Origin of the sequence: Streptomyces sparsogenes subsp. cuspidosporus (assembly GCF_039532705.1) — a bacterium.
In the GTDB taxonomy this organism is placed as follows: Bacteria; Actinomycetota; Actinomycetes; order Streptomycetales; family Streptomycetaceae; genus Streptomyces; species Streptomyces sparsogenes.
In genome coordinates this window covers 1-12,990 of record NZ_BAAASD010000022.1, presented here as the reverse complement: position 1 = coordinate 12,990, position 12,990 = coordinate 1, and the positions used below count along the sequence as shown (strand labels likewise).

At 75.8% G+C, this 12,990-nt stretch carries 11 protein-coding genes, 1 tRNA gene and 1 pseudogene; 6 read left to right on the top strand and 7 right to left on the bottom strand.

Going from position 1 to position 12,990, the window contains the following annotated elements:
* Positions 1-25: 25 nt before the first annotated feature.
* Positions 26-550: pseudogene (locus ABFY07_RS24115) on the bottom strand (dTDP-4-dehydrorhamnose 3,5-epimerase family protein); the annotation flags it as partial.
* Between the two features lie 102 nt (positions 551-652).
* Here ABFY07_RS24115 and ABFY07_RS24110 point away from each other — a divergent pair.
* The 6 genes from ABFY07_RS24110 (at position 653) to ABFY07_RS24085 (ending at position 7,600) form a co-directional block, all read left to right on the top strand.
* A complete protein-coding gene (locus ABFY07_RS24110; protein ID WP_346176486.1) occupies positions 653-1,717 on the top strand; it encodes an NAD-dependent epimerase/dehydratase family protein in 1,065 nt (354 codons plus the stop codon).
* A gap of 20 nt (positions 1,718-1,737) precedes the next feature.
* Positions 1,738-3,054 carry a lipopolysaccharide biosynthesis protein RfbH gene (gene rfbH, locus ABFY07_RS24105; protein WP_346176485.1) on the top strand — a complete coding sequence of 439 codons (1,317 nt, stop codon included), beginning with the start codon at positions 1,738-1,740 and terminating at the stop codon, positions 3,052-3,054.
* Complete coding sequence (locus tag ABFY07_RS24100) at positions 3,054-3,821, top strand: SDR family NAD(P)-dependent oxidoreductase (protein ID WP_346176484.1); 768 nt, start codon at positions 3,054-3,056, stop codon at positions 3,819-3,821. Before rfbH ends, ABFY07_RS24100 begins: the two co-directional genes overlap by 1 nt.
* Before the next feature lie 142 nt (positions 3,822-3,963).
* Positions 3,964-5,190, top strand: a complete 1,227-nt coding sequence (locus tag ABFY07_RS24095) for a nucleotide disphospho-sugar-binding domain-containing protein (RefSeq protein ID WP_346176483.1) — start codon at positions 3,964-3,966, stop codon at positions 5,188-5,190.
* Entirely contained in the window at positions 5,184-6,575 is a 1,392-nt protein-coding gene (locus tag ABFY07_RS24090) for an NDP-hexose 2,3-dehydratase family protein (protein ID WP_346176482.1), read from the top strand. The genes ABFY07_RS24095 and ABFY07_RS24090 overlap by 7 nt, the downstream gene beginning before the upstream one ends.
* Positions 6,572-7,600, top strand: a complete 1,029-nt coding sequence (locus tag ABFY07_RS24085; RefSeq protein WP_346176481.1) for a Gfo/Idh/MocA family protein — start codon at positions 6,572-6,574, stop codon at positions 7,598-7,600. Before ABFY07_RS24090 ends, ABFY07_RS24085 begins: the two co-directional genes overlap by 4 nt.
* A 13-nt stretch (positions 7,601-7,613) precedes the next feature.
* Here ABFY07_RS24085 and ABFY07_RS24080 read toward each other — a convergent pair whose 3' ends face one another.
* From ABFY07_RS24080 to ABFY07_RS24055, 6 genes are all read right to left on the bottom strand, one after another.
* On the bottom strand, positions 7,614-8,216 hold the full coding sequence (locus ABFY07_RS24080) for a TetR/AcrR family transcriptional regulator (RefSeq protein WP_346176480.1): 603 nt from the start codon (positions 8,214-8,216) through the stop codon (positions 7,614-7,616).
* 86 nt (positions 8,217-8,302) lie between these two features.
* Positions 8,303-8,376: transfer RNA gene (locus tag ABFY07_RS24075), tRNA-Lys, on the bottom strand.
* A 56-nt stretch (positions 8,377-8,432) separates the two neighbouring features.
* Positions 8,433-9,002 (bottom strand): bifunctional DNA primase/polymerase, encoded by a 570-nt coding sequence (locus ABFY07_RS24070; RefSeq protein WP_346176479.1) that lies wholly within the window; start codon positions 9,000-9,002, stop codon positions 8,433-8,435.
* A 138-nt stretch (positions 9,003-9,140) separates the two neighbouring features.
* Complete coding sequence (locus tag ABFY07_RS24065; protein ID WP_065959670.1) at positions 9,141-9,506, bottom strand: hypothetical protein; 366 nt, start codon at positions 9,504-9,506, stop codon at positions 9,141-9,143.
* Positions 9,507-9,775: 269 nt separating this feature from the next.
* Positions 9,776-11,176 (bottom strand): AAA domain-containing protein, encoded by a 1,401-nt coding sequence (locus ABFY07_RS24060; RefSeq protein ID WP_428836997.1) that lies wholly within the window; start codon positions 11,174-11,176, stop codon positions 9,776-9,778.
* Positions 11,173-12,891: a hypothetical protein gene (locus tag ABFY07_RS24055; protein WP_346176478.1), complete on the bottom strand. Its 1,719-nt coding sequence runs from the start codon at positions 12,889-12,891 to the stop codon at positions 11,173-11,175. The genes ABFY07_RS24060 and ABFY07_RS24055 overlap by 4 nt, the downstream gene beginning before the upstream one ends.
* Between the last annotated feature and the right edge of the window lie 99 nt (positions 12,892-12,990).

Sequence of the window (12,990 nt, the reverse complement as noted above, 5' to 3'; positions counted from 1 at the left end):
CCTGGTCGGCGGCCTCGGCGAGGGACGGGGCGCGGGCGTCCTTCTCCGAGATCAGGGGCTCGTCGGTGAGCCCGAGGTGCCAGGGCAGCCCGAGGGCGGGGTCCAGCGGCTGGATGTCGATCTGGGTGCCGGGGACGAACCGCGTCGAGCACAGATAGCTGACGCAGGCGTCGTCGGTGAGCGCCACGAACCCGTGGCCGAGGCCCTCGGCGACGTAGACCGCGGTCCCCTCCCGCGCGTCGAGCCGATGGGTCGCGTACGCGCCGAAGGCCGGCGACCCCAGCCGCAGGTCCACCACCACGTCGAGCAGCGCCCCGCGCACACACGACACGAACTTGGCCTGGCCGGGCGGCAGCCGCGTCCCGTGCAGCCCGCGCAGCGTGTTGCGCGCCGACACCGAGTAGTTGACCTGCAGCGGGACGAACACATGGCCCGTGCGCCGGGCCAGCTCGTCGTACGCGTACGACTCGAAGAAGCTGCCGCGCGCGTCGGTGTGGTGGCGCGGCACCACACGGTAGGCGTCGGGCACGGCGGTCTCATGGATCTCCATGGCCGCCGGACGGTAGGCGGTGCGGGTCGAGGAGGACTCGAGTCACGGCGAGGACGATGGCGGGGCCGTGATCGGATGACGAAATGCCGTGAGGAGACGCCGATGGGGTCGTCACAGGCTGCCGGGCTGTCGGTCGTCGTACTCGGGGGCACCGGCTCGCTGGGTCGCCGGGTCGGCGAGGTCTTCGACGCCGAGGGCGCGCGGGTGCTCACCGTCTCCCGGGCCCCGGCCGCCGAGGTCCCCGGCGGCCGCCACATCCGCCTGGACCTGATCCGCGAGCCCTCCGCGCGCCTGGCCGGGGTGCTGGCCGGGGCGGGCGCGGACGTCGTGGTCAACGCGGCCGGCCTGGCCTGGGGCGGCGCCGAGGAGGACCTCGCGGCGGCCAACGCGGGGCTGGTGCGCGGCCTGGTGGAGGCCGTCGCCGTGCTGGAGCGGCGGCCGCGGCTGATCCAGCTCGGCACGGTCCACGAGTACGGGCCGGCGGCGCCCGGCACCGCGATCACCGAGGGTCTGCCCTGCGCCCCCCGCTCCGCCTACGGGCGCACCAAGCTGCTCGGCGCCGAGGCCGTGCTGCGCGCGGCGCGGGCCGGCGCGGTGGACGGCACGGTGCTGCGGATCGCCAACGTGCACGGGCCCGGCGCGCCCAGCGCCAGCCTGCTCGGCCGGGTCGCCCGCCACCTGGCCGAGGCGGCGCGCGGCGGGCCCGGGGCGGCCGCCCTGCGGCTGGCCCCCCTCGACGCGCGGCGGGACTTCGTGGACATCCGGGACGTCGGTCAGGCCGTGCTGGCGGCGGCCACCGCGCCGCGGCCGTCGGTGACCGGCGCCTGGATCGTCAACATCGGCTCGGGGCGCGCGGCGCCGGTACGCGAACTCGTCGAGCGGATGATCGCGCTCAGCGGGCTCGACGTCCCGCTGGTGGAGGAGGACCGCACCCGCCCGGAGAGCCGCCCGGAGAGCCGCCCGGGGGTCCCGGGCGGCGCCGACTGGCAGCTGATGGACATCTCCGCGGCGCGGCGGCTGCTGGGCTGGCGCCCGCGCTACCGCGCCGACCGGTCGCTGCGGGACCAACTGGTCGCCGCGGGGCTGCCGCCCGACCGGGTGTCGAGGACGGTTCGAGCCGGCGGCGGCAGGGTCCGGTCCGTTGGGAAGGGCCGGGCGGAGCGGTGACGGGCAGGAAGGACGTGGCGATGAGCGACCACAGGGCGCTTGTTCTCGATGAGGTCCGCAAATACCACCAGGAGCGGGAGGTGGAGCGGGAGCCCGGCCGGGCGTTCGTCCCCGGAGTCACCGAGATCTGGCCGTCCGGCGCGGTGCTGGACGAGGACGACCGGGTGGCGCTGGTGGAGGCCGCCCTGGAGATGCGGATCGCGGCTGGGCGCAGCTCCCGCAGGTTCGAGTCGGCCTTCGCCCGCGAACTGGGGCTGCGCAAGGCGCATCTGACGAACTCCGGCTCCTCGGCGAACCTGCTGGCCGTGGCCGCGCTGACCTCACCCCACCTGGAGGACCGGCGGCTGCGGCCCGGCGACGAGGTGATCACCGTCGCGGCCGGCTTCCCCACCACCGTCAACCCGATCCTGCAGAACGGGCTGGTGCCGGTCTTCGTCGATGTGGACCTGCGCACGTACAACACCACGGTCGAGCGGGTCGCCGACGCCATCGGCCCGCGCACCCGCGCCATCGCCCTGGCGCACGCGCTCGGCAATCCGTTCCCTGCCACGGAGCTGGCGGAACTCGCCGAGCGGCACGAGCTGTTCCTCATCGAGGACAACTGCGACGCGGTGGGCTCCCGCTACGACGGCCGGCTCACCGGCACCTTCGGCGACCTGACCACCGTGAGCTTCTACCCCGCGCACCACATCACGATGGGGGAGGGCGGCTGTGTGCTGACCTCCGACCTGGCGCTGGCGCGGATCGTGGAGTCGCTGCGCGACTGGGGCCGGGACTGCTGGTGCGAGCCGGGCGAGAGCAACAAGTGCCTCAAGCGCTTCGACTACCAGATGGGGACGCTGCCCGCCGGCTACGACCACAAGTACATCTTCTCCCACGTCGGTTACAACCTGAAGGCCACCGACCTCCAGGCGGCGCTCGGGCTGACCCAGCTGGCCAAGCTCGACGCCTTCGGCGCGGCGCGCCGCCGCAACTGGCGGCGGCTGCGCGAGGGCCTGGACGGCGTGCCGCACCTGCTGCTGCCCGAGGCCACCCCGCGCAGCGACCCCAGCTGGTTCGGGTTCGTGATCACGGTGGCGCCGGGCGCCCCGTTCGGCCGCGCGGAGCTGGTGGACTTCCTGGAGTCCCGGCGGATCGGCACCCGTCTGCTGTTCGCGGGCAACCTCACCCGCCACCCGGCCTACACCGGGCTGCCCCACCGGGTCTCCGGGGGCCTCACCAACAGCGACCTGATCACCGAGCGGACCTTCTGGGTCGGGGTCTATCCCGGCCTGACCGAGGAGATGCTGGACTACGTCATCGCGAGCATCACCGAGTTCGTGGCGGCCCGCGCGTGATGGACCTCGGCCTTGAGGGACGTACGGTCCTGGTCACCGGAGCCACCGGCGGTATCGGGCGGGCCGCGGCGCGCGCCTTCGCCGGGCAGGGCGCGCGGGTGGCGGTGGCCTACCGCCACCGGCGCGAGACGGCCGCGGAGTTCGCCGCCGAGCTGGCCGGGGAGGCCGGCGAGGAGCGCGCCTTCGCCGTGCCGTACGCGCTGGACGACCCGGCCTCGCCCCGCTGGGTGGTGGCCGCGGTGGAGCGGCGCTGGGGCGCGCTGGACGTGCTGGTGGCGAACGCGTGGCGGTGGGGGTCGCGGCGGGGGCCGCGCGAGCGTTTCGAGGACGTACGGGAAGAGGAGTGGCTGCCGGTCGTCTCGGACAACCTCGCCCCCGCGATCCGCACGGTCCAGTGCGCGGTCGCGGGGATGCGCGAGCGCGGCTGGGGCCGGATCGCCCTGGTTTCCTCGCACAACGCGCTGACCGGCGCCCGCGGCCAGGAGTTCTACGGCGCCGCGAAGGCCGGGCTGCACGGCCTGGCCCGGAGCCTGATGTGGGACCTGGGCGGCGACGGGGTGCTGGTCAACGTGGTGTGCCCGGGCCTGACCACGACGGACCGGGTGATCGCCGGGCTGCCGGGCGAGGTCCGGGAGCGGGAGCTGGCCGCCACGCCCACCGGGCGGCTGAGCACACCCCAGGACATCGCCCAGGCGCTGCTGTTCCTGTGCTCGGCCGCCAACGGCAACATCACCGGCGAGGTGCTGACGGTGTCCGGCGGGCGGTGAGCCACGATGCGCTCCTCCTCCCACGCTCCCCGCTCGCGTACTTCCGGCTGTTCTCGTACTTCCGGCTGTTCTCGCACGTCCGGCTCCCGAAACTCCCGGCCGTTCTCGAACTTCCGGCTCTCGCATCTCCGGAGGAGTCCCGTTGCGTGTTCTGTTCACCACCTGGTCCTCGGGCGGGCACCTCACCCCGATGGTGCCGCTCGCGCGGGCGTTCGAGGAGGCCGGCCACCAGGTGCGGGTCGCGGTGCCGTCCGGCTGTGCGGCGGCCGTGGCCCGCACCGGTCTGGTGCCCGTCCCGGTCGGCACCCTGCCCAAGGCGGCCCGGCCCGCCGGCGCGGCGCCCCGGCTGCGCGGACGGTGGCCCGCCGACTGGCCGCTGCGCCCCGCCGAGCTGGGCGCGGAGCAGCGCGGCCTGCTCCGCGCGCTCGGCGACAAACAGGTGCGGATCGCCGAGGCGATGGCCCAGGGCCTGGTGGCCTTCGCCCGCTGCTGGCGGCCCGCACTGGTGGTGCACGACGCGAGCGCGTACGCGGGCACGGTGGCGGCGGCGGTGCTCGGGGTGCCCGCGGTCGGCCAGATGTGGGGGAGCGCGGCTGTGCTCCGGCTGGACCGGCAGGACCTCCACGGCCCCCCGCTGCCCGGCTACGCCCGACTGATGCGGCGCTACGGCGTGGATCCGGCGCGGGAGCCGGACCTGTGGCTCGACCCCTGCCCGCCCAGTCTGGCCCTGCCCGCGCCGGTGCGCCGCACCCCGGTCCGCTTCGCCGCCGCCCCCGAGAGAACCGCCCCCGCCCGCCGGGACGACGAGCCGCCCGGTGCCGTGTCGCGGATCCGCCTGGCGTGGGACGACGCCGACGGCCCGCCGGAGGCCGTACGCGCCGCGCTGCGCCAGGTCGAGGCCCGGGGCGTACAGGTGGTGGCGGGGCCGGGCGCCGCGTGGCCGCCGCTCCGGCCCCCGGACGGCTGCCGGGCCGTGGTCCACCAGGGCGGCGGTGCGGCCGTGGTGGCCGCCGCCGCGGCGGGGGTGCCCCAGCTCGTCGTGGCGCCGCGCCCGGAACAGCAGCTCAACGGGGCGCGGCTGGCCCTCGCGGGCGCCGGGCGCCTCCTGACGGCGGACACCTCGGCCGCGCACGTCCTGGCCGCGCTGTCGGAGCTGCTGGAGCGGCCCTCGTACACCGCCGCCGCCCGCGGACTGCGCGCCGAGATCCTCGCGCTGCCGGGGCCGGAGGAGACGGTGGCCCGGCTGACGAACCCGGACCACCCGGGCCGGGCCGACCCGCCACCGGCCACACCACCGCCACCGGCCACACCACCGCGCCCGGCCACACCGCCCGCCCCCTCCCCGTACCGAGGAGCCGCCCCGTGCTGACCACCGGCCTGCCGACCCGCCCCGTACCGCGGCCCCGCGAGGACCCGGGCCTGACCGCCCGGCTGGCCCGGTCGGCCGCCGAGAGCCACGGCGCCCAGCTGCGGACCGAGGACTTCGGCCGCTGGCTCGCCGCCCGCGGGCGGGCCCACCACTTCGCGGTGGACCGCATCCCGTTCGCCGGCCTCGACGGCTGGTCGTTCCAGGAGGACACCGGCGACCTGGCGCACCGCAGCGGGCGTTTCTTCACGGTCGAGGGACTGTCGGCGGCCACGGACGAGGGCCCGTACCCCCGCTGGCAGCAGCCGGTCATCGTCCAGCCCGAGGTGGGCATCCTCGGGATCCTGGCCAAGGAGTTCGACGGGGTGCTGCACTTCCTGATGCAGGCCAAGATGGAGCCGGGCAACCCCAATCTGCTCCAGCTGTCGCCCACCGTGCAGGCGACCCGCAGCAACTACACCAAGGTGCACAACGGCCAGGACGTGAAGTACCTGGACTACTTCGTCCGGCCCGGGCGCGGCCGGATCGTCGCCGACACCCTCCAGTCGGAACACGGCTCGTGGTTCTACCGCAAGAGCAACCGCAACATGCTCGTCGAGGCGCTGGACGAGGTCCCGCTGGAGGACGACTTCTGCTGGCTGACCCTCGGTCAGATCAACGCGCTGCTCCACCGGGACCTGGTCGTCAACATGGACGCGCGCACGGTGCTGTCCTGTGTGCCGGACCACGACCCCGGCACCTCGGCGCTGCACACCGACGCCGAGCTGCGGTCCTGGTTCACCGGCGAGCGCTCGCGGCGCGCGCTGCGCACCGAGCGCGTCCCGCTCGCCTCCGTGCCCGGCTGGCGGCGCGGCGAGATGTCCATCGACCACGAGGACGGCAGGTACTTCAAGGTCGTGGCGGTGTCGGTGCGGGCGGACAGCCGGGAGGTGAGCAGCTGGACCCAGCCGCTGTTCGAGCCGGTGGGGGCCGGGATCACCGCCTTCGTGGCGCGACGGTTCGGCGGTGTCCTGCACGTGCTCGCGCACGCGCGCGTCGAGGGCGGCTTCCTGGACACGGTCGAGCTGGGCCCCACCGTCCAGTGCACCCCCGGCAACTGGGACCGGCTGCCGCCCGAGCACCGGCCGCCCTTCCTCGACCTCGTCCAGGACGCGGGCGGCCGGGTGCGCTACGAGGCGGTGCACTCGGAGGAGGGCGGGCGGTTCCTGAACGCGGAGAGCCGCACCCTGGTCGTGGAGACCGACCGGGCCCCGCTGGACCCACCGCCGGGCTACCGCTGGGCCACCCCGGCCCAGTTGCGCTCTCTGGTCCGGCACGGCCACTACGTCAACGTCCAGGCGCGTACGCTGCTGGCCTGTCTGGCGGCGATGGGAGAGGACGGCCGATGAGCGACGCCGAACTGCGCATAGGTGTGTTGGGCTGCTCCGCCTTCGCGCGGCGCCGGATGCTGCCGGCCATCTCGGCCGCGCCCGGCACCGAGCTGGTGGCGGTCGCCAGCCGGGACGGGGCCAGGGCCGTGGAGACGGCGCGGCAGTACGGTTGCCGCCCGGTGACCGGATACGCGGAGCTGCTGGCGCTGGAGGAGGTGGAGGCGGTGTACGTACCGCTGCCCGCCGCCCTGCACGCGCGGTGGGTGGAGGCGGCGCTGCGCGCGGGCAAGCACGTGCTGGCGGAGAAGCCGCTCACCACCGACCGGGCGCGCACCGCCGAACTGCTGGACCTCGCCCGCGGGCGCGGTCTGGTGCTGCGGGAGAACGTGATGTTCGTCCACCACCGCCAGCACGAGGCGGTGCGCGCCGCGCTCGCCGAGGGCGCGATCGGCGAACCGCGCGCCCTGCACGCCGCGTTCGCCATCCCCCGGCTCGACGACTCGGACATCCGCTACGACCCGGCTCTCGGCGGCGGCGCGCTGTGGGACGTCGGCGTGTATCCGGTGCGCGCGGCGCTGCACTTCCTGGGCCCGGACCTGCGGGTCGCGGGCGCGGTGCTCAGCCACGGCGCCGGGCGGCGGGTGGACACCTCCGGCGCCGCCGTGCTGCACACACCCCAGGGGGTCACCGCCCAGCTGACCTTCGGGCTCGACCACCCGTATGTGGCCAGGTACGAACTGTGGGGCACCGAGGGGCGGTTGACCGTCGAGCGGGCCTACACCCCGCCCGCCGACTTCCGCCCCCGGATCCGCCTGCGGCGCGCGGACCGCGACGAGGAGCTGCCGGTGGAGTGCGACGACCAGGTGACGAACACCCTGGCCGCCTTCGCCCGGGCCGTCACGGCGGTCACGGCCGTCAGGGACGGCGGGGATGCGCCGGAGGGGGAGGACGCGGTGGCCGGCCCGGCCGTCGTGCTGCGTCAGGCGGAGCTTCTGGACGAGATCCGGGAGGCGGCGGAGCGCACGCCGGCAGGCGCCTCGTAGAGTCTCGGCCGCCTCACGCCGACGGCGGTTCCCGCAGGACGCCGCCGACGACCGTGGTGACGGCCTTGCGGACGGCCCCGGCCCCGGGCGGGGCGCCGTGCCGGTCGGCGAACAGCAGGTGCCCGGCGCCGATCAGGGTGGGGGCGAGCGTGTCGACGTCGGCGTCGGCCGCGACGCGGCCCAGGTCGCGCTCGGCGGTCAGATACGCGGCGATCATCGCCGTGGCCTCGGCCAGCAGCGGGACGCCGGTCGGCCTGTCCTGCCGCAGCCGGGCGCGCAGGTCGTCCCGGAACGTGATCAGGCTGACAATCGCCACGGCGACCGATTCGAAGAGGTCGCTCAGCGCGCCGGTGAGGTTGTCGGCGACGGTGCCGGTCCCGGCGGCCTCGCGCAGCGCGGCGGCCTGGTCGTCGATCCGGGCGATCCGGTCCAGCACCAGCTCGGCGAGGAAGGCGTCGAAATCGGCGAAGTGGCGGTGCAGGACCCCCTTGGCGCAGCCCGCCTCGGTGGTCACCGCCCGGCTGGTCAGCGCGCTCGGCCCGTCCCGGAGCAGGACCCGCTCCGCGGCGTCGAACAGCTGCTCGCGGGCGTCGCGGAGGGCTACTCCCGTCGGCATCGCGCGTCTCCCGTTCCCCTCGGCCGTGGCGGTCCTCGCCACGCGAAAGGCCCCCTCGCCGTGACGAGGGGGCCTTCCACTGTCGGTGCGCCGCCAGGGACTCGAACCCCGGACCCGCTGATTAAGAGTCAGCTGCTCTAACCAACTGAGCTAGCGGCGCCTGCTGACGTAGAAGACCTTAGCACCCGGATCCGGCGGAGCGAAAATCCATACCCCTCAGCCCGGAAAAACGGCGGGTGCGCTGGTCACAGGCGTGCGGTCGAGGAGCTGGGAGGCCGCGCGGGCCGCCCGGACACACGCCCACAGCAGCGCCTCGGGGCCGGGCAGCCAGGGCCGCCGTACGTCAGGGGCGACCAGCCACCGGCCGGTGCTCGCGGGGGCGGGCGTCTCCTGCGGGTACGGGGGCGGGACGGTCACCGCGTCGCCCCAGCCGTAGCAGAGCAGCGGCGGCGCGGTCGCCGCCCACTCCTCCCAGCCGAGCAGCGCGCCGAGCCGCCGGGCCGCGCCCGGAGCGGCGAACAGCATGACGCGGTCGCGCTGCGTCGCCACCGGGCCGGTGCCCGGCCCGTCGGTCCATAACCGGCTCACCACCCGGCGGCCGAAGAGCGCGTCCATGCTGACCACGTCGAAGGCGGTGCCGCACGGCAGGGTGACCGGCACGGAGGGGGACTGGGCCCACAGCGTGTGCACGCTACGGGGGCAGGCGCTGGCCGAGGCCAGCCAGTCGGCTCCGGCGGGGGTGACGTAGGCGGCGGCGTGATGTGAGTCCCGAGGCCATCTGCTCATGTTTCTACACTTACCGGTGGAGGACACTACGGAGGGGAATGAGGTAAAACCGGTACGTGACGATGGGGGGTGCGGTATCTTCCGCCCGCATATGCCACCGGCCAGCGGCGGCCACGCGTCCGGCGAAAGACGCCGGGCTCACTCCTTCGCGTCGCCGCCCCGCATCAGCTCGCGGCCGAACTCGACCATCTTCTTGGCATAGTCCTCGGTCCACTCCGCGCGCTCCGCGATCACGGCCGGGGTCAGCCGGTCGAACCGGCGCGGATCGGCGAGCTGCGCCGCCGCCATCGCCTGGAACTCCATGGCGCGGTCGGTGGCGGCGCGGAAGGCGAGCACCAGCTCCGTGGAGCGGGACAGCAGCTCGCGCGGGTCCTCGATCGACTCCAGGTCGAAGAAGTGCGCCTCGTCCGCGACGGCCGCGGCGGGTTCGAACAGCAGCGGTGCGGGTTTCAGCCGCCGGGGCGCGGTGCCGTGCGGGCCTTGAGCCGGATGCGGCTCGGGCATGTGATCTCTCCTCATGAGTCGTCGGACCCCGATGGTCCTCGGGCCGTCCCGCGGCGGCGCCGCCGGACGGCCTTATCTGGCCGAGCTGTCTCGTTCTCTCCCCCCATTGTCGCGCGGGGGGCAAGAGCGCCTGGGACATACCCGACGGCCGCCGGCTGACACGGCGCTCCGCCAAGTGAGCCGGGGCAGGTGCCCGGGCGGGGGACACGGCCGCCTGCCGGGGGGCAGGGCCGCGTGCCCGGGGATCACGGCCGCCCGCCCGGCGGGGGTCACGGCCGCCAGCTGACGCGGTGTTCCGCGAGGTGGGCCAGGACCGCGTGGTTCGCCTCCCACCCGTCAGGGAACTTCACCGTCACCCCCAGCTGCACCGGCTCCGTCGAGGGGTGCTCGTCCAGCAGCTCGGCCACGCCCGCCCGGCACACCACGACGCACGCGTGCCGGTGCCGGGACGCCAGCACGCACAGCCGGCCGGTCTCCAGGTGGAACTCCGTCGCGTCCGGCCGCCCCGACAGCGGGTGCAGCACCACCGTCACATCGAACTCCCGCCCCTGGAGGCGGTTGGCGGTGTCGACCGTGACCCCCACCACCCCCAGGCCGGCCAGCGCCGCCCGGACGGCCGCCGCCTGGTCGCGGTGGGCCGTGCCCACCGCGATCCGGCCCGCCGTCAGCGGCACCGGATCGGCCGACCGCTCGCTGACCGCGGCCCCGCCCCGGTCCAGCAGCCGCCGCACCACCAGGGCCACGGCCCCCACCGCCTCCGGGTCCGTGCGCGGCGTCCGCCGGGCGGGCAGCTCCAGCAGCCCCCACCCCGACTCGGCCGCCTCGTCCAGCACCCGGTCCGGGCCCGAGCCGTCGGAGGGGACGCCGAAGCGCAGCCGCCGGTCGCCGTGGCCCGTACCGCTGCGGAACGGGGTGTACGGGTAGAAGGCGTCCGACACCAGCGGCGCGGCGGACGCGGGCAGCCGCCAGGACACCGGCAGCCGGTGCTGCGGCAGCTGCGGGTTGTGCGCGAGCAGCGTGCTCACCGCGCTCGCCGACGGGTCGTACGACAGGCCCGCCCACTGGTCGGCGCCCACCACGCTGAACGGGTCCAGCTGCCCCGGGTCGCCGACGAACAGCGCCCGCTCGAACAGCCCCGCGACGGCCAGCAGCGCGTCCGACCGCATCTGGTACGCCTCGTCCACGATGGCGTGCCGCCACGGCTCGACGCCCTTGATGTGCGCCCACTTCGCGGCCGTGGAGACCACCACGTCGAGCCCGGCGAGGTCGGCGACCTTGGCCGAGGCGCGCACCGAGGGGTGCTGGTCGAGGGCCGGGTCGTACGGGTGCGGCTCGCTGCTGTGCAGCCGCCCCACGGGCAGCTCCGGGTCCTCCCGGGCCAGCCGGTCCACCAGGTCGTCCACCTGCGCGTTGGTCTGCGCGACCACCATCAGCGGCCGCCCGGCCGCCGCCAGTTCCCGGGCCGCGCGCACCACCAGCGTCGACTTGCCCGCGCCGGGCGGGGAGTCCACGACCACGCCCCGGTGCGGGCCGTGGAGCGTGTCGTGCAGGATCGCCTCCGTCGCGCGGGCGGCGGCCGCCGCCGGGTCGAACGCCTCGCCGTCGGCGGCCGCGCCGGGCGCGCCTCCCGGGGCCGGGGCGCCTCCGGTGGCCGGATGGGGGGCGGTCAAAGGATGTCCTCCTCGGTCACCGGGTCGGGGGCTTGCGCCACGGCCGCCTCGGGCGGGCCGCCGTGGGTCCAGGGTGTGGCTTCCGGGTCGGGCAGCTCCGGGCCGCCGCGCGGGGCGTGCTCGAACAGGGTCCAGCACACGCGGTCGCCCGGCTCCGGGACCGACCCCTGCTCGGGCGTCTTGCCCCGCCCCATGCCGCCGGTCAGCCGCACCACCAGCGCGCCCTCGGCGCCCTCCGGTACGTCGCCCGGGCCGGCAGGGCCGTTCGCGTCGCCCGGAGCGTCGGCAGGGTCGGCAGGGCCGGCAGGGCTGTCCGGATCGGCGGGGTCGGCGGGGCCGTCCGGATCGGCGGGCTCGGCGTAGCCCGCGAACTCCCCGGTCTGCGTCCTGCCGTCGGGCAGCACGCGATACAGCTTCACGCCCTCGGCCAGGTGCGGACGGTCCCCGGTGCGGACCGTGACCAGCGGGCGCGGCCGGGGCACCTTCGTCTCCGACCAGGCCATGACCACCTCGGCCACCTCTCCCGCGAACGCCTCCCCGGCCAGCCGCCGCCCCGCCATCACCAGCGGGTCGTCCAGCGCCTCCTGCGCCTCCAGCTGCGCCTGCGCCGTCTCCCGGGCGGCCAGCTTCTGCGCGGCGGTCACCGCGTCGTCCAGCCTGGGCTGCGGCGGCTCCCCGGCGCGCACCCGGTCCCGGTGCCCGGTGTACGACCAGCGGTCCCGCTTCCACCGCTCGGCCACCCGCGCCCCCTCGGGGAGGGCGCGCAGCAGGTCGAGACCCCGCCACACCGCGTCCCAGGTGGGCCGCATCTGGGACGCGATCAGCTCGCGGATCTCGGCTTCCGCGCGGTGCAGCTCGGCGAGGTGGCGCTCGGCGCGGGCCCCGTCCTCGGCGCCCGCGACCGCCATCCGCGCCGCGTCGTACCGGGCCATCGCGGGGGCCAGCAGCTTGTTGTCGAAGGCCGGGTCGGTGGCGGGTCCGGCGGGCGGGCAGAGCAGCTGCCCGTCCGCGTCCCGCTCCGACTCGGCGCGCAGCGCCGCCGCGTCCCCCGGCATCCCGTCCGGCGGGTCGATCCAGGCCAGCAGCGCGCCCAGGTGCTGGTCCTCCAGATGGCTCTGCCCGGTCGCCCAGTGCCGGGTCAGCAGGTCGGTCATCGCCTGCAGCAGACACGAGCCGGGCACCCGGGACCGCTCCCCGTAGTGCGTCAGCCACCGCCCGAGCAGCGGCACCCGCGCGGGCGCGGGGAACGGCGTCTCGGGGTCCTGCTCCGCCGTCCGCCGGAACCGCATCGACCGGCCGAGCAGCCGGACGAACTCCACCCCCGCGCCGCTGGGCACCAGCAGCTGTGGGGCGTCCGCGCACAGCTCGACCTGGACCGGCACCTTCTTGCCGGTCTCCGGGTCGGTCTCCTTGCGCTCCTCGAGATCGACGTCCTCCGCGTACGAGTCGACGTACGGGAGCACCACCTCCGCCAGCTCGGCCAGGAACGCGAACCGCAGGTCCCGGTCGCGCGGCTGCGCCACGACCAGCAGGCGCGGGGCGTCCCGCTCGGTCCCCACCAGCGCGCCCAGCGGGGCACCGGCCTCGCCCGCGGTGGTCAGCGGCACGAAGACCAGCGGCCGGTCGGACAGATGGCGATGGCGGACCGTGGCGACCGGCCGCGCCCGCCGGTCCCGGACGGCCTCCATCCGGGCCAGGGTCGTGATCAGCGACATGCCGCCCCCTGGGCGGGCCCGGGGACAGCCGCGGGACCGGCCGCGGGTCCGGGAACAGCCGCGGGGGCGGGCTCAGGAGCGGGGGCCGGGGCGGGCGCG